The 20,295-nt window shown below is 47.2% G+C and carries 14 protein-coding genes; 6 read left to right on the top strand and 8 right to left on the bottom strand.

Annotated elements, in window-relative coordinates; genetic code table 11:
• Position 1 precedes the first annotated feature (1 nt).
• The 6 genes from F557_RS0116460 to F557_RS20555 all read left to right on the top strand — a co-directional run bounded on the left by F557_RS0116460 (position 2) and on the right by F557_RS20555 (position 10,165).
• Positions 2-940 (top strand): DotU family type IV/VI secretion system protein, encoded by a 939-nt coding sequence (locus tag F557_RS0116460; protein ID WP_019003307.1) that lies wholly within the window; start codon positions 2-4, stop codon positions 938-940.
• 1 nt (position 941) lies between these two features.
• Positions 942-5,486: a type VI secretion protein IcmF/TssM N-terminal domain-containing protein gene (locus F557_RS0116455; protein WP_019003306.1), complete on the top strand. Its 4,545-nt coding sequence runs from the start codon at positions 942-944 to the stop codon at positions 5,484-5,486.
• A gap of 80 nt (positions 5,487-5,566) precedes the next feature.
• The gene (locus F557_RS0116450; protein WP_020621257.1) at positions 5,567-9,130 is read left to right on the top strand and encodes a phage late control D family protein; all 3,564 of its coding nucleotides are present in this window, start codon (positions 5,567-5,569) and stop codon (positions 9,128-9,130) included.
• Between the two features lie 22 nt (positions 9,131-9,152).
• Positions 9,153-9,443, top strand: coding sequence for a PAAR domain-containing protein (locus tag F557_RS0116445; RefSeq protein WP_019003305.1), 291 nt, complete (start codon positions 9,153-9,155; stop codon positions 9,441-9,443).
• A gap of 15 nt (positions 9,444-9,458) precedes the next feature.
• Positions 9,459-9,647 (top strand): glutamate--tRNA ligase family protein, encoded by a 189-nt coding sequence (locus tag F557_RS23725; RefSeq protein ID WP_425425353.1) that lies wholly within the window; start codon positions 9,459-9,461, stop codon positions 9,645-9,647.
• On the top strand, positions 9,611-10,165 hold the full coding sequence (locus F557_RS20555) for a glutamate--tRNA ligase family protein (protein ID WP_019003304.1): 555 nt from the start codon (positions 9,611-9,613) through the stop codon (positions 10,163-10,165). Before F557_RS23725 ends, F557_RS20555 begins: the two co-directional genes overlap by 37 nt.
• A 37-nt stretch (positions 10,166-10,202) precedes the next feature.
• On the opposite strand, the gene F557_RS0116435 is transcribed toward F557_RS20555, so the two are convergent.
• The 8 genes from F557_RS0116435 to F557_RS0116405 all read right to left on the bottom strand — a co-directional run bounded on the left by F557_RS0116435 (position 10,203) and on the right by F557_RS0116405 (position 19,778).
• Positions 10,203-11,348 (bottom strand): hypothetical protein, encoded by a 1,146-nt coding sequence (locus F557_RS0116435; protein ID WP_019003303.1) that lies wholly within the window; start codon positions 11,346-11,348, stop codon positions 10,203-10,205.
• Positions 11,338-12,630, bottom strand: coding sequence for a F390 synthetase-related protein (locus F557_RS0116430; protein WP_019003302.1), 1,293 nt, complete (start codon positions 12,628-12,630; stop codon positions 11,338-11,340). The genes F557_RS0116435 and F557_RS0116430 overlap by 11 nt, the downstream gene beginning before the upstream one ends.
• Positions 12,623-13,426, bottom strand: coding sequence for an MBL fold metallo-hydrolase (locus F557_RS0116425; RefSeq protein ID WP_157617935.1), 804 nt, complete (start codon positions 13,424-13,426; stop codon positions 12,623-12,625). Before F557_RS0116425 ends, F557_RS0116430 begins: the two co-directional genes overlap by 8 nt.
• Entirely contained in the window at positions 13,413-14,393 is a 981-nt protein-coding gene (locus F557_RS0116420; RefSeq protein WP_019003300.1) for an NAD-dependent epimerase/dehydratase family protein, read from the bottom strand. Before F557_RS0116420 ends, F557_RS0116425 begins: the two co-directional genes overlap by 14 nt.
• Positions 14,386-15,540, bottom strand: coding sequence for an ATP-grasp domain-containing protein (locus tag F557_RS0116415; protein WP_019003299.1), 1,155 nt, complete (start codon positions 15,538-15,540; stop codon positions 14,386-14,388). Before F557_RS0116415 ends, F557_RS0116420 begins: the two co-directional genes overlap by 8 nt.
• Positions 15,530-16,513, bottom strand: a complete 984-nt coding sequence (locus F557_RS0116410; protein ID WP_019003298.1) for a 3-oxoacyl-ACP synthase — start codon at positions 16,511-16,513, stop codon at positions 15,530-15,532. Before F557_RS0116410 ends, F557_RS0116415 begins: the two co-directional genes overlap by 11 nt.
• 480 nt (positions 16,514-16,993) lie before the next feature.
• Positions 16,994-17,230: a transposase gene (locus F557_RS23720; RefSeq protein ID WP_169335226.1), complete on the bottom strand. Its 237-nt coding sequence runs from the start codon at positions 17,228-17,230 to the stop codon at positions 16,994-16,996.
• 40 nt (positions 17,231-17,270) lie between these two features.
• On the bottom strand, positions 17,271-19,778 hold the full coding sequence (locus F557_RS0116405; protein WP_019003297.1) for an IS1634 family transposase: 2,508 nt from the start codon (positions 19,776-19,778) through the stop codon (positions 17,271-17,273).
• Between the last annotated feature and the right edge of the window lie 517 nt (positions 19,779-20,295).

Raw genomic sequence — 20,295 nt, 5'->3', positions numbered from 1 at the left:
AATGGAATCTAGTGAAATCGTCGGAATCATAGGTCCGATACTCTGCAAGCTCTGCGATTACTACATCTACGAGCAGAACGGCTATCAGCTTCGCTATGAAGAGTTTTCCGCCGAAATAAACAGCCTTCTTTCCGAGGCCAGACAGCGCGCAGAAAAGAGCGAAACTCTGAAGGCCCAGTTCCGGAAAATCGAGGCCCCCCTGATTTTCTTCATTGACTATACCGTCAAGGAATCCGGATTCGCCTTTTCCCGGGACTATGTTCCTCTGGCTCACAGCTACAATGAGCTTTCGGGCGACGACAAGTTTTTTGACCTCCTGGATGAGGCCATAAAGGTTGAAAAGGATCCCGGAGTTCTCGTTCTTTACTACCTCATGCTGGGGCTGGGCTTCGACGGCTCCTACAAAAGAGAACCGGTGGAGGTCATAAAGCGCATGCAGGCCTGCGCCGGACTTCTGGGGAATGAGACCGGAAAAGGCTACGACGCGATATGCACCGAGAACTCCGGGCACTATTCCGGGGAAGACAGCTCCTGGCATTCCTTCCGGAGTCTTAAGATTCTGTCCGTGATCGCGCTTATCACAGCACTCTCCTTTGGGCTCAATCTTCTGACCATGCACGTCAATACCGCCCCCTTCAGAAACAGCGTCATGAGGGCTCTCCGCATGGCCTCCCCGAGCAAAGACTATCTTAATGACACGGCCAATCTGCTGTTTCAGGCCGGACACGGAGACAGTGCCGCCGGCACTTCCGGATCGTACACCCCGGATACGGATGACCTTGATGATGCCGGCCCGGAGGCCGGGGATGATCTAAAGACCCCGGAGCATAATCCGGACACCGGCTGGAACGGCAACCCGCAGAACAGCGGTACCGCCGGATCCGCAAACAGCAACAGCACAGCACCGGCAGACCAGGCCGATAACAGGGAGCGGAAGTAAAATGGATAATGTAACAGGCAGCGCCGCAGCAGAAGCATTGCATGAAGGAACCGATTTTCTGTCGGCCCTCTTCGGGACGCCGCTGGGCATTCTGATTTTTATCATTCTCCTTATTATTGCCGCGTTCGTCCTCTATATCGTAATCCAAAGGTTCCGGCATCGCCATGCTCTCAAGGAGGAGCGCCGGTCTCTTAAGGACGACCTCATGATCTGGTCCAACCTTTCCCGCATGGTCTCGGGCGAAAAGGGAGCCTCCCGCGGAAAGCAGAATCTTGCAGCAAACTACGAGCTCATCAGGCTGGTTTTCAAAACCGCCCAGGATTATATAAAGGTGCACTGCCAGAGAAAGCAGAGGACGCCCTGGTACGCCGTACTGGGTGAACCGCTTTCCGGCAAGACATCCCTCTTCGGAGACGGCACTCTCAATACCGTCAGCCTGCGCCAGGAGCAGGATCCCGGCAATACCGAACCCCTGCACTTCCATATCCACCGGGACCGGGTCTATCTGGATGTCCGGGGAAATGTGTTTTTTGACAACTGGATGGGCGGCTCCTCCGCAGAATGGTACTCCATTTGCGATCTTATCAGAAGCAGCCATGCCGTTAAGCCCCTGTCCGGCATCATTCTCACCATTCCTGCCGATGCCCTGATTATCGACAGTGAAAGCATTACTGAAAAGAAGGCCTCACTGATTTTCTCGGAAATGCTCCGGCTTTCCAGAACCGTCAGAATGAATCTGCCGGTCAGAATAGTGATTACCAAGGCCGACTGCATCCTGGGCTTCCGGGAATTCTTTTCCGGGATCACCGCTGCCAGAAAAAAAATGACCGGCATTGATCTCTCCAGCTTTGCCCAGAACGGCGGTCACTATAATGAAATTCTGTTCCGGAGAGCCTGGAACAAATATATCCTCGCCCTTAAAAAAACGTCCTACGGGCTTCTCCTCTCCAAAAAGGCGGTGGATGCCAGCTATACCGCCCAGGGCCGTATCGACATCACTTCCGGGATTTTTTCCTACCCGGAGCAGGTCAATGCCCTGGCAGATACCCTCTGCCATTATCTCCGGGTAATTTTCGATCCGGACAGTGACACTCTCCCCGGAATTCCCGAGGGCATCTATTTCTGCTCCTCCTCCGACCAGGGAATGTGCTTCAGTGCTGCCTTCGCCGCTCTCAGGCATGTAAAAACCGAGGATGCCCCGCTTTCCGGCAGACACGATCCCCTGGGCGAGTCCCTGTTCCGCGATGCGCTCCTGGGATCGTCTCTTAACGATCTGGATCACCGGGCCAGATTCACCAGAAAGGAAATCATCCGGCGCCACGTCCCCGCGCTGGCCGTGGGAATCGCCCTGTCCCTGTTTGCCCTCAACTACCTGGCAGGAGCCGTGCTGGGAAACCATCTCATTACCCGCAATCTGGAGGCTGACACCCAGTATTACCGCCAGATGGCCACCCTCTTCAGAACCCATGCGCTCCTGGATTCCCCGCTTCTGGATGTCGACCGGGAAACCGGCGAGGGCATTGACCGCTTCGACAGCATCATGACCGGCATGACGGGAGTTACCAGATTCAACTTCTTCGCCAGCTCCAAGCTGACCCTGCTGGCCGACCGCCCCCTGCCGCTCATCTACGCGCCGGGCAGCTACCTGTTCTACGACTACAACAACCTGTATCACGACGAGCGGGAGACTATTTACAACCAGATGGCCTCGGACATGATTTTCTTCCCGGCTGCCACCTCCTTTGTATACAACCTGCAGCACGACGATTCCTATTTCACCGAAGCCCGGGCCGACGCCCTGCTGGACTGCATGCATCTCTCGCTGTCCGATGCCGACCGGCATGTTCATGAAAAGAGCACGGACGTCATTCAGACATGTCTGGAAGGCATCGTGAACGCCATGTATCCCAACGTTTCGGTAAAGGCCGCCCGGGAGCTCAGCGACATTACCGACGGCAACCAGAGCTTTGCCAAAAACGCCATTCGCCAGATTATGCTCTACAAGGATTTCTTCCCGGGCATAAACACCGGCATCCGGAATCTGGTGAAGCAGCTTCAGGATGTTAACGCCTATCCGGAATCCGACTATCAGTCATTCCGGGCCATTGTGAAATACGGCAGTGATTTCATCACCACGGTAAAGCATATGCGTGATTTTGCCCGGGACGAGGGGAAACGCGACCCGAAAGCCGCCATTGCCGACTACCGGGAGCTCCGGCAGGAAATTTTCTATGCCATGAACACCGCGGAGCTTCTGGATCGCGATTATGCAAATTTCCTGAACAGCTTCTCCACGCCGCTCCTTCCGGAGAAAAAGGGCGGTGCCGGGGAGATGGAAACCCTGGATCTGCAGCGGCTGGCACTGTTCGATAAAAGCCACTATGCCTACCGGAAGCTTCTGGAGGATGATTTCCAGGCATTTATCGCCTATATCGAATCCAGCTCCGAAATCGGCAGGCATCTTGATCGCAGCTATTCAGATTCCGCCAGCCTCGCCGGCTTCCGGGATCGGGCGCTGAAAAATCTTGATCAGGATTATCAGAGAACCAAGGCCGGGCTCCAGAATATCATAAACAGCAATGTCTTCAACAGAAAGGCAGGTGCCGGCCCCAGCCAGCCCTGCAACTACCGCATTATTGCCGACCTCATGCAAATCATCTATGTGAATGAGGATGAACTCCCGGTGGCTCTCAGGAAGCCGGAAAACTTCGCCCGGCAGTTCCAGGATCTGGGGAATATTTTTAAGAGCAAGGCCGCCAATCTCAAAGAATTTTTCGAAATCCACAAGGAACTGGAAAATACCATTCATATTGCAGATGCCGCTGCTACCTTCCTGGAATACGAGGAGTTTCTGGCCCGGGTGCATCTCGCGGAAAATCTTCTGAAGTTCTATCCGGAAGACGGCCGCATGGCCACCACTGTGGCCGAAGTAGCCCGGGAAATCACTGCCGCTGACGGAGACGTTCTCGGAGACTACATTGATACCGCCTCCGCCAGAAGAGCTCTCGGAAACTTCGATGTCGACGAGGAGTATGCACCCCGGGCCACGGAAATTCTGATTACCCCCCTGGCCGTTCTCCTGGAATATGACGGCAAGGCAAAGGGAGGAAAGGATGGCAAAAAGGACGGCGCGGCCCCCCGGGACAGCGGCCGGGCCTCGGTGATGTTCGCCTCCTATATTCAGAACGATCCCCGTCTTAAGAAGCTGCAGCGCACGGTAACCCGCTATGCCGACTCCTTTGTCAGCTACTGGGCTTCCTTTGCTGACAGCATCAAGCCGGCTTTCCGCGACTATAACGGCTTCCATGAATTCAGCAAGGCCAGCCGGGCCTACGAAATCAACGCCGTGCTCCGTGACATCTACAGCATGGCCTTTGACGTGCTGTCCGGGATACATAATTCCGTGCTGTCTGCCAATGGCGCCGCCAGCAGGGATCACGCCCTGAAGGTAATCGGGGCCCGCAAGAAGCTGCTGGATCTCGGCTACAACCAGGCCTGCACCAACATTCTGAACTCCTGGGCCCTTCTGCCCGAGGACCCCATCAAGGCCAACAGATATGTCTCCGGACTCAGCAGGAAGGCCGTGCGCAACGACTACACCCTGCTCATGGCTGAAAACGGGGCACAGAACACCATGCCCTGGTGGGACAGCTTCGTAAGACAGGGCATCCATCTTCTCAAGTCCGAAGCCGGCACCACCGTGATAGCCTCCCTCTCGGAATTCCAGAACCGGCTTTATTACTTCCCGGTGCTCCGAAACGGCAATACCAGCGGTCAGGTCATTCCTCCGGAGGACATGCAGAAGCTGCGCAAGGGGCTTATGGGCTACGGAATCGTCAAGTCCGGCCCCGCCTCAGGAAATAATGACGGAAAGGATGCCGCCCCGGATACCGCGAAGCTGCCGCCGGAGGCTGCCGATGAGGGCGTTGATTCCATGCAGAAGCCCCTGCTTTCCGGAATCCAGGCCGGAAGAGACGGAGTGGCCGCATGGGCTGAGCATGTGGACTTTATTCTGAAAACCTTCGGGGATACCGAGCATCCGGTAATCGCGAAGATCGCCATTCCGGACATTAGCACCCAGAACGCCCTGCTGGAAAAGGTATACGGCAAGGATATGGCCAGTGCAGCCCTGCGCTTCCGCTACATGGATGTCACCTCAGGAAAGCTGCCGGCCAAACGCTTCAGCTCCCTGGTTACCGATGCCCCGGAAAAGGTCATCTACGAAGGCCGGGCTGATGCCGAGGGGATCCGCTTCCGGTTTTTCCGCTATTCCGATGACAAGGGCGCGGAGGCGGAGATTGCCATTAAGGGCCGCTACGCCCCGCTCAGACTGTACCTTGACGAAAACCTGGTGCATCTGGATGAAGATACCGAAAATGACGCTGCCGGCAAGGACAGGGGACAGGCCTCCTATGTTCCTCTGAAGGTCAGCTCCTTTGACGGCGATGACAGCGTCATTTTCCTGAAGATATACTTCAGCAAAAAAATGCTGACTCCGGAGGAATGGCCTTCCGCTGAAAACTGGCCGCTTCTGTCTGCCTACTGACAGTCCTGCACCGCAGGTCCGGGAACATACAGAGGCAATGGTACCCGCACGTATCCACGTACCGTGGAAAGGAGCTCATTATGCTTAAGAAGGAAATTAAAATCTCATACATCAGGGACTGTTCCCTGTCTGATGCCGTTCCGTATCGCTGCGTTCTTAACGAAGGCATAAGCATACCCTTCCGGGCGGAAATCACGCTATTTTCCGATAAACAGCTTGCCAGAAAGGATCTGGACTCCTGTCTCCGGGTTAAGACAGAGCTGGCCGTAATGCAGTACAACACGGCGGGGCTGCTATACCGCGGCCGGAAATTCCAGGGCATCATCACCGCCTACAAATCCCTCGGTCTGGTATCGGACATCTCAGGCAGCTTTGCAGGTGATGACTGCTACGGATACGAAATCACCCTGGAGCCGGAAATGGTTCTTATGGGGCTGAAGCGGCGCACCCGCAGCTTTGATTCCTCCAGCACGCCGGCGGATATCATCACCGGAATTTTTGAAGAATACCATCTCAAGTGTCTTTTTGACAATGCGCTTTTCGACAGCATTCCGGATCAGGGACAGATTGCGCAGCAGAACAACGAAACCGACCTCAATTTCATAAACCGCATCTGCTTCAACTACGGCTTCAACTATTTCTTCGAGTTTGCCGAAACGGACAGCAGCACGGCGGAGGACAGCACGGCATTTTCCGAAGCCCTTACGGTATTCTCCAGAGGCTGGCGGGTCAGCAATGCCACCCAGATCACGGGAAACACCCTGACCGGTCTTCAGGAAATCCCCTGTACCGTCGGGGAGCAGACTTCAGAAAACTTCGGCAGCGGCACGGTGTCCCTGACGCGGCTCGTGAACTCCGGCTATATGGGAGCCGGAAACATTGACGGCGATGAAGAGGCGCTCCAGTCAGAAAACACCGACAGCCCGGTATTCACCGGCGGCTTCGAAAGCAGGCGCGGCGAAGGCAGCGGCACCAATGACAGCATTGCCTCCTTTGCGTCAGATTCCTGTATGGCTCTGGACCGTCTTACCTCCGGACACGAGATTATTTCCGCCGGCGATTTTGCCATTGCCCCGGGACTTTCCCTCAGGCTTGACAGTCAGAGTCATCTTCTTGTCCGCGCAGCTTTCAGCTTCAATATTGCCTTTCCGGAAGGCTTTAAGGCGGCCCGTGACTATGACCAGGAGGAACAGGAGCTCCGGCTTGTCGCCGTGGCTGTTCCCCTGCCCGATGATACGCAGGACACCCTGGGCCCCCTGTGCTGCTTCGGAAGAATCCCGGAGAACCCGACCGCCGAGAGCGCCTTTCAGCTCACCGGCATTCCCCGTCCGGGACAGGGCCTGGGAATGCACCGGATTGCCGGTGAAAAGGCGGCGCTCACGGCAAATCCTTCCGGCGAAAGCGCCCCGCTGATTTACCGGGCCACCGTATGCGATGCCGCCGGACAGTACGGCGCCGGAGACGGGTCCTCATCGGGGGATACGAAGCCGGGAATGATCGTCCCGGCCTCCGATGATGACACCGCCTTCCCGGCCATGTTCTATGCCATCATTGACGGCGCCGCAAACGCCGTGGTGGTAAACTACATCAGCATTTCCGGCGGTTCGGCCCCCCTGGGAAATTTCCCGAAGATTGCCCAGAAAATACTCATCATCATGGCCGGCGGCAGCTACTACCTTATGGGCTATCTCCCGGACAGAAACGCCCTTCCGACGTTCCATAAGGAAATGCGGGACGACCTCATGCACAGCAGCTTCCTGGCCAGCGGAGTGGACCCCCGGGGGAGTGACAATACCGACCGGCAGACTGACAACTCCAGCCGGGATGTCACAAACCAGTATCTTAATTTCACCAGGTTTTCCAGCTCGGCACTGCTTATTGAGTACCTCATTATGCAGAACCGCCTCGAAACCTTCCTTAACTGTCTTTCCGTCCGGTACAACAGTATTAAGATTGCGGAGATATACACCCTCAACAAGGATTCCATCGATACCGATCTGAAGGCTGTTACCGATGCCCGCACGGAGCTGGATAAGGCCATCGCCAGCGGCAAGGACGTGGACGCCGCCAAGCTGAAGCTTTCCAATGCCTATACCGCCCTGTCCTCTCTGGCCAATACCCTGGTAGGCAGCATCAAGGATATCAAGCAGATATCGGATGTCATCACCAGCATGAAAGACAGCAACCCCGTGCTGACTGACGATGCGGCGCTCTCCTCCATTCTCGGTCTTTCCACGGGGGCCCTGTTCTTTGACGGCGTACTCCGGGAATACTCCAGCAGCCTGGAACGGTGCTGCTCTCAGGATGTCACCGTCAATGCCGGAGGCAACGTCAAGCTCCATGCCGCCAAGAACGTGGTCATTACTGCAGATTCCACCATTACCCTGCAGGTGGGCAACTCCACCATCAATATCAACGGTAATACCATTGCCGCAGCGGTATCCTACTTCAAGTACAAGATTGCCCCCTGGGATGCCAGAATTGTGCTGAGCCCTACCTCCGGAGTCACCGTTTCCGGCTACCAGTTCAACGCCAAATCTCTCATGTCCAGCAGCATCGCGGACAGCTTCGGCGGCAGTGTCAGCACCAAAACGGGATTCGGAGTGATTTCCGCCCCGCTCATCAAGATCAGCACCATGAACGGGCCCTCCTTCATACGGACCATCACCGGACTCACAACCAGAACCATGCAGGCCATAGCCAATATCCCGTGCACGGCGGTGAACAACAAGGCCTCCCAGATGGCGGATTCGATTATCAATGACATAGCCGGGTATGCCAACAGTATTTCCGGAATCGTGGCCGATACCATTACAGCCATCAATAACTGGAAGCTCGCCGGAACCCGCGGCACGCGCGGCACCAAGGACGTTATCACCCTGATTGTTTCAGGCATCGCCATCGCCATGGACGCGGCCGACGTGCTGGAGGCTCTCGTAGCCAACACTATCGTCAAGAACATCGACCAGGATAACAGCTATACCGCACGCAATCTGGCAAACAACTATGTCAGCGGACACGACATCTACCTGATGACCACCAGTTCTGTCAGAACCACCGCCATGATAGCCAAGGCCGTAATCCTGATGGCATCCAATATGACCATGGTCAAAACCTCATCGGTGGACGTTAATTCCATGGGCGTAACTCTTACCGGAACAAACCTGACGCTGTCAGCCACCTCCAAGAAGGAACTCATCGGCCCTAATGTGTCCAATGACATGAAAATTATCGAGGAAAACAACCTCATCGATGTCGATGATGACGATGCCAGCAGTCTTACCAAGATTATTGGCACAGAAGTGACGAAGCAGAGCACGAACGCCGCGGGGAATGTTACCGAAACAACTCTGCAGATCTCTACCTCGTCGCAGATCAACGAGCGGAATCCGGTGGGCGAGGAGGACCTTAAGGTTTCGAAAAACGAGGTCGACTCGGTGAAGGAAGGCGCCCACGGTTCGAAAAACGAGCAGAGCGCCGCCAAGGATGACGTTTCAGGAGCCTCCGGAAGCATCAAGACCGGCGAGGTCAAGGGTTCTGCAGCCAAGTCCAGCACCGTTCCGCTGGAAAACTCCAACGATGCCGTCAGCACCGGAGTCGGCGCTCTGGATACAGACACCACCGGCATGAAAGTTAACTCTTAACCGTGATTTCAGGAGGTTCAAAATGCCTACACCAAAAGCATCACTGACCAACGCTACCGCCACCGGCGATCTGGTCGTCGGTCCCGGCAATCCCACCAGACTTGTCAACGGTCTTCCCACGGCCTGCATGGGCGATGCCGTTGCCGGAGCGGTATGCACCGGAGCAATCACCGCCACCACGGCTGTTACCAGACTGAGCATGGGACGTCCCATTGCCAATCTGGGCTCGGTGGTAACCGGAGTCAACCCCGTAACCGGAGTACCGGTGGCCACCGCGCTGGCCGTCTGTCCGAATGTTAACCGGATAGAGTAACGTCCTTTTTTAACAATTCCTAAGGATCTTGAGCATTTAGGGATGCAGTTTGAGGGGCCGGTGATCTATCAGAGTAAAAGACTTTCCTTTTATCAGGAAAAGCTTGATGAACTCATATCCCTGGGACTCACCTACAACTGTTCCTGTACCCGGGCGGATATAAATCCATGGGAGGGATCTATACCGGCAGATGCCGTAATCTGAATCTCTCCGCCTCACCGGAGCGTAGCATCCGTTATAGAAACGATTATTACGTTGAGAGTTTCACCGACAGTCTGTACGGCCGGATCACTAATCCTGAAAAAAAAACGCAGGATATTATTTTAAAAAGAAGGGACGGTATTTTTGCCTATAATCTCGTCTGCCTTCTTGATGATGATGACATTGATACCGGAATCACCGAGGTGGTTCGCGGCTCGGATCTGCTCTATGACACCTTTTCCCAGATATCTCTGCTTCAAGGTCTGAAAGCACCTGTCCCTCAGTATCTGCATCTCCAGCTCGCCCTCTCAGAGAACCGGCAGAAATACTCCAAGCAGAATCACGCCACACATATTGATGTCTCCCGTCCCGGAATAATTCTAGTGAAAGCCATTGAATTTCTTGGACAGAAAATGCCGGATGAAATAGAACATGAAAAACCGGAAGTAATTTTAAATTATGCGGTAAAAAATTTTAATCCCGACCTTATTCCCGTAGAAAACCGCAGGATTGAGGCATAGATTACCACCGGCTCATGGTGATAACACCGGGGTTTACTTAAAGTCCGTAATGTTTAATCATCTTCATGGCTATACCATTAATCAGCAGCCGCAACAGCCGGTATCCTGTTTTTCTTAATAATGACAGATGCCGGTAGTACACAGCTGAATATTCCAGTGCCGGTACGGCACCGCGCCACATTTTGAATTTACTGGCGCCGGAACTGTTATTGACAGTACAGCCGTTATTTTCTGATTCAAGAACCAGCTGTGCCGACATGGCTCTGTATACTCCCTGATCCTGGGAAATACTTGTATCATATCCGAAAACCGGTGTGGTCATAACATGATTTCTAACATAATAGCCGAGCACGGCACATACTCCTTTATCATTGGAAAAAACTCTGAAATGCAAAAGTTTTCTGCTGATGCACAGCCGGTAAAAATCATTGCTGAACTGAGGATTAAGCAGAGAATATTTATCAAGATACAGCTGATTGTAAAACTTCTCCGCCTCGGCAGCCTGCTCCTCACGGATATCCGTCACCCGGTATCTACCGCTTTCAAGCAGTCTGATATCCTTGTTAAGTTTATTTTTGATTTTTCCGGTGAGTCTCCTTCTCTTATCATAATCAAAAATATATACCTGTCTGCTCCCTAGAAGTCCATATCCGAGTTCCTTCAGAAAACCGATATCCTTACTGTTGGAATGCTCATTCAGAGAGCGGAACACAATTGCATGTCCCGGATATCTTTTTTTCAGAAATTCAGTTATTATCCCGTACTGCTCTCCGGTAATCTCCGGATACAGGTTGGTGGAGAGAAACCAGTTGTTAACATATACCACTCTGTCCGTCTGACACTTTCGGCAGCACCATCCGAGGACGGACAGCACCTTTTTAAAAAAACACTCCAGACGCGGGTTATTAAGTTCCCACAGTTCTTCAGCCGAATAGGAGACATAATGGGTGTAGAGCGAGGATGTATACGAATTGCCGCACTCCTTATCACAGATGTTTACCGGGAGCAGCAGTTCATCTATCTTCAGAATCATCAATTCCGTATCTATATTTCTGATATATTTCCTTACTCCGCCGGTTATCATCGGACTGAGGTAGTTATAGGCGTATCTGGCATCATCATTGTCCGGCACGGTGAGATCCGCCAGATTATCCCTGCCGTACAGTACAATATCACCTGTCATGAATTCTGCTCTCTATTCTCTTGAATTTTTTAGTACGGTCAATCTCCAGTGATTTCAGCTGAATAATCTCCGGTATCTGACATTTTTTAACGGTAAACAGTTTTATAAGAGACTCTTTTACCGGAATAAATTCCTCCGTTTTATCCACATAAACCAGAATCTCCCTGCGGGTGTTCTGTATCACCTTATATTCCTCTATCCTGTCTGAGGCATATATAACCGCCCGTGACAGAAAATCCGGAAATACTGCAACAGATGAGCTGCCGTCTACAGAATCCAGATAAAAAATGTCATCACACCTGCCCTCTATTCCGGCTATTCTGAGACACATAGAACCACACGGACAAGGTTCATGACTTTCTGTCAGAATATCATTCAGTCTGTACCTGATCACCGGCTGGGAGGTTCTGGAAAAATCTGTAATCACCGGTATGAATTTATCCTTATCAACGTACTCCCTCTGAACTGCCAGAAGATCCTCGTTAATATGGAGATTGCCGTATCTGCATGTACAGGCAAGAAACCCTTCGGTTGCCTGATAAATCTGATGAACAGTCTGGTTAAACGCTTTTTCCAGATACCGCCGGTCAAGCTCTTCCAGCACTTCAGCCACGGAGATGATTTTCACCGGATTTATCGATATTCTGTTAAGATTTGCAGCTATAATTTTCAGCATTGACGGAGGAGATACGATAATTGACGGTTTATACTCATCAAGTTTTTTAAGATTGTGATCCGTGGAATCAAGCAGATCAAAAAACTCGAAGCTGATGTTCCGGCTTTTAACTCCGGTATAAAGATTACTGTTAGCTCTAAGAAAAAAGGCTATACGATGTTTTTTAAAGATGGAATCCGGCAGGGTTTTAGCAAGAATTATACCGACCCAGCGGTATCTTTCCATCCGGCATACCAGAAACAAACCGCGGTTTCCGGAGGTCCCGGAGGAAAGTCCTACGGTTATATTGTTTATCTCCGGTTTAAAATTTCTGGTTTTTTCGCTGTTTAAGGCAAGCTCAAACGCCTCCTTTTGGGAAATCCCCACCGTATTCAGTTCATCAAAGTTCTCCATCATTTCCTTTTTATCAATTGTTGGAAAACTCTGCCAGTTTCTGACATCCATATTCCGGAATTTCCTACTGTAATAACCGGATTTGGCAATATATTTTCTGAGAAAACCGGTCACTCTGGAATTCTGCCATTTCAAAAGAGCTGCTCTGTCAGCAAATCTCATGAAGTATTTTGTTTTAAAGTAGTAATATAAAATGATTATTGTTTTAAGCATACTTTCTGACTACTTCATTACAGTGTGAAGGAATTATTTCGATATCCGGATGCTTTTGATAAAAAGCGTGAAGTATTGAGAGCATCCTCAGATACTCCCTGTTGCTACCAAGAAGCATTCGCACCATTAAAGGCGGAGGCAGCATCTTCCGGTAGGCATCGGAGTGATAGCAGGCATCCGCCACAAAAAACCTTTTTCCGGAAAGAATGCCGATTTGTCCGCTGGCATGACCGGAGAGAGCAAATGCCAGAATACTTTTATCTCCAAAGACATCATAGTAATAAGTGAACGGGCAGAATTCATCAGAAAAGGTCTTTTCCCTTAAAAACATAACCCGGTCAGAAAAATCATCAGGAAGGAGTTTCGGTAAAAATCCCTCTCTTAGTGCCATAATCCCCGTACGCTTATTAATCGCCTGATAGGCAGACTCCAGACAGACAAATTTTGCCTCAGGAAAATCACGAAGTCCTCCTATATGATCGGCATGAAAATGGGAAATAATGATATATGAGACATCCTCAGGTTTAATCCCCAGCTTCAGCAGCTGTGATTTTGCCGTATCCTCTTCATTAATAAAAACAGGGGTAACCCTGGCATATACAGAATAAGGAAAGACTTCCGTCGCCTCATAAAAATAGCTTCCGTAGCCGGTATCAAAAAGAATATGGCCGTATTGCGGATGCTCCAGCAGAACAAAAAGCGCATGAAACCGGATTTCCCTGTTTCCGCCACCCTTTATGGAATTCGCCTCCTTCTGCAGGCAGTATCCGGCCCACATCATTTTATGTTCTATCACTTAAAGCCTCCCGGAGTCCGTCCTCTACAGAAATAACAGGTCTGTAACCAAGTTCATTCCTGGCTTTGGAAATGTCCAGCGTCTGACTGAATGAAAGAAGCCCCAATGAATAAACCGTAAAAACCGGTTCTTTTTTGAGAATATACTTATGAAATAATTCCGTCAGTCTGACAACGGTGAAAAGCAGACGATAGGACATGTAGCGGGAGTTAAACTTTTCACCGGAACCGGTTATCACATTTTCTAATGTCCGGTACATTCTGACGCTCTCTCCATTGGTAATGTTGTACTTGTGACCGGAATAGCGACTGTCAGCATTCATTGCCAGAATCATGGCTTCCACCACATTATCAACGTGGGTTAAATCAATAAGGATATCTTCCTTTCTGGTTCGGGGAATAAAACGCTCCCTGTTGGCTTTAAGAAGCCGTGGCAGAATAGCCCGGTCCCCCGCCCCGAAAATTCCCCGAGGTCTGATGGTAATGACATCCAGCCCCTGTTCATGAGCTCTGTCGATAACCTCTTCCGCCATGATTTTACTTCTAATGTAGTTGTTGGCAGGATGTTCTGTCGGCGGTTCACTTTCCTTTATATTGAGTTTATCCTTGAAATCAAAGTAAATACTCGGACTTGAGACATACACCAGTCTTTTTACTCCTTTTTTAAGGCACAGTGATGCCACATTCTCAGTTCCTTTGACATTATCCCGGTAAAATAATTTATAGTCACCCCAGACGCTGGATCTGGCGGCGCAGTGAAAAACATATGTTACACCGGTAAAAGCCTGGTCCATTTTATCAGTCTCTGAGAGATCACAGGAAATAAACTCCACCCCGGCAAGCTGCAGAAATCTTCCCTTACTCTGATTCCGGCCGAGACCGGTTACAGCAAATCCCGCTTTTTTTAATCTCAGAGCCAGCCGGAAGCCTAAAAATCCGGTAGCTCCTGTTACAAGTACCTTAATCATCACCGTTATACTCTATATCGTAAGTTGACATTTCCTTCAGACCGACATGTTTCCTGAATCCGGAAAACAGCACCATAATAAGAACGGCAAACTGCATGAAAAAAGGTTTGATATCCCTTTTATCATAGATTACATCCTCAGAAGACACTATGGTATGCCACCATGCCCGCAGTTCCCTACAGGAATGGACATTGGCAAAGATATACATGAACATAATCATAATGAGTGCCGTTCTGTACCCGCGGTCCGGATAAACCGTTTCAGAAATCCCTTCTCCGGTAAACACTCCGGATATATCCCTGCTTTCATCAAATAACTGAATTCCGCTGGTAAGGCGGGGATTGCATTCAATGAGATAGAGTCCGGTGTCATTCTGAATAAAATCGAAGGCTATCTGGCCGAAGAAATCCTCTTTATGGGAAAACTCTTCGATAAAATCATAAATCCTGCGGTTATCCTCGTACTGAAATGCGATTGTTACACCTTTTCCTGCGGCATATACCGTCCGGTAGTCACTGTGAAGAAGAATCCGGTGATTACGGATAACCGAATAACTGCAGATCTGATCCCCCTCAATAAACTCCTGAACAATATAGTGCCCAGGAACGAAGTTATCAGGTACCCTGTCCGTAATCATAACTCTGGTGGCAAACCGCGAATAAACAGGCTTGATGATAAATTTTTTACAGGAACAGCTACCTTTAATAAACTCTTCAAGCTCGACGGCATTCTCAACATAAGCGCTCCGTGGCAGCTTAACTCCGGTATATGAATTTCTGATCTTTTCATAAAAAGACCATTTATTGTGCAGCTCCAAAAGTTTTTTCTGCTCATCACAAAAGACCCGGCAGTACTGTTCTAAAGTCTGTTTACCTTTTGAGAGATAAAAAATCTCCTCACAGGTCGGAATAATCAGATCAATCTTTGCCTTTTTCACAATTCCGGTAATCTCATCAATAAACTTTTCAGTATCAGATACCGGAGAGATTACCTTGTAGCAGGCGCTAACGCACGCAGAGTATTTTGCAATGTGATAATCACAGCCCTCAGCAATAATTATTCTGCAGCCGGCACGGTACAGCTTCCTTATCAGAAAAAGAGTTGCCGGAGCCCGTCCACCTGTAATCAGTATATTCTTAATATTCAAGAACCATTACTCCTATGGAGAGTCCTGCTGATGTCCCCAGAAGAACAATTCTGTCACCTCTTTCGATTAATTTGTTTCTCGCAGCATAATCCAGACATAGAGGAATGGAGGATGCTATGGTATTTCCCTGATTCTCAATATTAATAAGCATTTTACCTTCAGGAATGCGCAGTTTTTTCTGTATCAGCTTCAGTGCGGGGAGACTTGCCTGATGCGGAATCACCAGCCTGATATCATCCATAGTCAGACCGGCATCCGTCAGTGCGTCATTGAACATTTTCACTATGTACTTTGAGGATATTTCATAAAGCTTAAGACCATCCATGTGGAAAAGGTAATCGTCAATGTTGTCTTCATTCCACATGTAGAACGGCATAAAGGTTGAACCGCCTCTTACTCTGGCACAGTCGGCTCCTTCACCAAAGGTCTTGAAATTGTAAGTGAGTATTCCGGATGACTCATTTTCCGGAGTCTTTTCCAGTATCGCCGCTGCCGCAGCGTCACCAAAGAGTATGGAACTGTTAAAATCTCTGGTATTTATCCCTTTTGAGGCAATGTCACTGGAAACCAGCAGAACCTTTCTGTAGCGTCCCGCATCAATCATATATGACAAGGTATCCAGCGCCGTTACAAAACTTAAACAGGTGGAACAGATATCAAAACATGGAATGGAATTATATTCGTGTCCAAGAGCTTTCTGAATTAAAGAGGCAGTGCATGGAATAGGCTGCTGTGAGGAACCTCCGGCAAAAACTATCAAGTCGATGTCTCTACGACTTTCTTCAGGGATATTGATTAAGGCAGCAAGAGCCAGATCCACCTGTGATTCATTTTCCACATAATGTCTGATTCTTACTCCGGATTTTTTGAATGTGGTACCTTCCTTCAGGTTAAACCTTTCATCGAAAATACTGTCAGTAACAATTTTTCCGGGAAGAAACGAACCCGTTGATGTAATTTTTATACCTGTCATTTTCAAATCTATCTCCAAATACACTATTAACAAAAAAACTAAACTGATTCTAAATTATCAACATCCATGTATTCGGACATTTTCCGGCCTCAGCCTGAAAAGCCTTTTATGATTGACACCTGTCAATTCTAAATAATCAGTCATACATGTAACTGTCCGATTCCCGTACCGCGGCTGAATATTTCACCTTCATCCTGAAAAGGTTGTTTATTTGATACAGTTATCATAAAAAAGTTCAAAAAATAAATATACAAAACATTGCACAATCAAATATTGTTTATTTTAAAGATTACCTGAATTATCATATTCTGAAAAAGGACCCTTTCTGCCGTTTTACGTAAATAACCGCCAAGCTACCCCGGACTCATAACCATAGGCCTTAATATAGGCAGTTATAATTGAGTAAGCACGTTATGTTAAAAATGAAATAAACAAAGAAAATGAACGAATAAAAATGGCTCAATAAATATTTCAATGGGATCACCTTCTTGATTCGTCTATAATTTTCAAGAAAAGGTAGTCATCATCAGGGATCCCATAATGTCTCCTTCTCAGAGTTCTAATCATGTTATTAGTCCCTTCAACCTTACCTGTTGTAATATGATATAGAGCATAGTTGCATATACCTTCCAGATGGTTTCTAAGTAAACCTGCGTTTTCGACTTGTAACGCCGAAAAATAGGCACAAAGCCTTGTGGAAACTGGCTTTGTGCTCAAACTCCTTTTCAAATTAGTGGGTGCGAAACTTTCCTATGGCTTAGGTGTTATTCTCATAAACGGCACTCTGTATATCTGATAACAGATTTCCAATCATATCCTGATAATTGGATCTGATTTTTAATTTTTGGCAGACAGTAGATGGGGAACAAATTCCGCATAAAGGTTCAAGACCAACAACTTTTAAAATTTTATCTATGTCAGATTGAAGGTATTTCTTTTTATTCAAAAAACTTGTTATAAATGATTCTTTTGAATTATTCTTTTCAGGAGAGGATAGTTCTTTCCATTCTTTAATATCGATAAAGTTATTTATTTCATTATTTTTAATAAATAATCCATCCTTTCCATTATTGCTCATAGCTGTAACAGTGCTGTTTAGAGCGGTTTGTATCTGCTCTATAGTCAAAGGTGTACCAGCATCCTTAAGTTTAATTTCCATTAACCTCATTATAATTAGGGCTATAACACACAAGGTTATATGACCGCAAATGTTAATTTTCTTTCTAACATATACTGGCCTAATAGAGAAATTACTCTTCATAATTCTGAAACATTCCTCTATTTTAACTAATTTGTCGTGACAGGTTAATAATTTTGAGTCTGTTATGCCTTTACTTCCTTTAACGATGTTGTTATCATCAATTTGATTTTTACTGTTATTGAGTTTGTTGTTACTATTGTTATCATTAGCCTGTTTAAATATAATTGCAACGTACCCAGCTCTCTTTCTTCGCTCTTCTACGACATCCTCTTTAATTTTTTCTGCTTTGTAAAGATCGCATGATTTGGATTTTTTACTTTTTTCTTCTGACTTTTTTCTCGATTTCTTGCTATTTTGAGTTTGTTTATCTTTGGTATTGCTTTCCAAAGCATCATTTCTCGAAGAAATATTTTCATTTGTTGATTTGATAGTTCTTCCTTTTTCAGTTTTATTATTTTCTTGTTGCCGTTTGCTGCTAACATCCTGTTCTGATAAATTTTGTCCTTCAGGAACATTATTATTTGGTTCTGCTGATGTTTCTGTAACTTCTTTTTTTACTGAAACTAAACTTTTCCATCCAGCTCCGCATGGCGCCATATCTTTTTTTTGAGCTACAGCTTCTCTTGCTTTTACCAAATCATCCTCTAGTTGAGCAATATCCCTCTTGTACCTCTTGGGTGAAAAAGTAAACAATATTTCACAATCTACTGCTGCTTTATGCTTTTTGCCATTTTCGTCAGTTACTATCACTTCTTTGATATAGGGAATTCTCTTGAACACGAATTCATCATCTTTCAAATCGTTTTTTCTGGTGCAGTATTCTGCCTTATCTTTATTATTTGTTTCATCTTGATTGCTTTGAGAATTTTCTTTATCAGTATTCCAAAGTTTATATCCAGTGGAATGATCGTACATAACAGCTTCATATTCTGGTTGTAGATTTGATACTTTTTGAGCAACTATAAAACCCAATTTATGATTGACCAGCATTTCAATATTACCAATGGAATTTAAACCGCAATCTGCTACAACTATCGTATCCTGAATATTGTATTTTTTCTTCATGTTACCTATGACTTTGGGCATGGTTTTGTATTCAGAAAAATTTCCTGGAAATATATCAAAATCAACAGGAATGCCTCTGTCATCGATAGTCAAAGCAACAGATACCAATGGTAAATCATAACGATGTTCTTTGAACATGCCTCTCATTCGCCAGCAGGTATCTTCATTTAGCATTGATTTTAATTTATTTATTACCTCATTAATTTTTTCAGGATCGCTGCTCATCTCCCGTAGTTCAGCTTCATTTATTTCTTTATTTTCTTCTTTAAACTGTTTTCTCACACCTGTCATTAGCGCTCTGAAAATATGTTCACGATCATCGTATGGCGATTCAAAATATACATTACTGCAATCATAAAAAACCATGGTAAGATTTCTATTATATTTCTCAACCATTTTTCTATTAATATATTCCATTATCGCACTGCGGTTCTGCCCTATAAATTCAATTGTGTTATAAATATCACTAATTGACACATTTTGAATTGGATTGCATAAATATTTATATTGAGATCTGTACCCACAAAAATACGAATGCGGATCAATAATTTTTAACGCAGTGAGATATTGAGCTATATCGGAAATATTACATTTAAGCTTTGAGTTTTCTTGTTGCAGGTAATTCAATTTATAGTACAAACCAAGCCAGTCATTCCATATTGGCCGTAGGGCTTGAATGCCATAGTTTAATTCACCGTTAAATAACGGAGCATTATTCAAATTGTCCCTTAATTTAGCAAAAGTCTGTAGCGCATCATCATTAACATCATTAGAAATTTTGTTGAGCAGTTGTTTTCTTTCTGTTGTTTCTGAATGCTCATATTTAAGTTTTAATTTTTCAATAATCTGAGGATCTTCTTTTAGTGCATCTTTCAACTTCCCAAAAGAAGCGACTGTTCTCTGTTTTTTCTTGCCGTCCTTATCTCTGTAGTTTTCAACAACAGACAGGTATTTCTCATGCATTTTTCCAGATGACTTTATTGCCACATAAATTCCCACGATAAGTACCCCTGAACCTCAAGTATGCTATGACCATACAGGCATTATACAATAATGCTGGCTACAATGCAACGATTTCGCACCCACTATAAAAATTACCCCCCCCCTACGTGACCATCTCCGCTGAAATTTAGTGACACCTCTTTTCATACAATCTTGACAGTCTGTTCTTTAAATTCCTGATCCCCCTTATCACCACAGGCGGAGGTCCTCAGGATCCAGTAAATCAGAAGCATGTTTGAGTTTTTACGAAGAATATTGAAGAAAATAGAAAGCAGTGAAGAAAAAATGGAACAGTTTTAAGAAGAAGATTGCCCAAAACTTTACCCGGTTTCCGCAATCTCCCCGTTCATAACTGCAATAGCTAAACAGCAAGGTTACGAACATGGATATTTTAGACCACAGAAACTATAAGGACTTGCCCGAATCCACTACTCCCAACCTTTACCGTTTAACGGTAAAATCAGGGATTACTTTTTCTCCTGTGAGGAGAGTTCTTGTTTTGTCTTTCATATCT

Source organism: Succinimonas amylolytica DSM 2873 (genome assembly GCF_000378405.1).
Taxonomy (GTDB): domain Bacteria; phylum Pseudomonadota; class Gammaproteobacteria; order Enterobacterales; family Succinivibrionaceae; genus Succinimonas; species Succinimonas amylolytica.
This window is presented reverse-complemented; position numbering and strand designations above follow the sequence as displayed.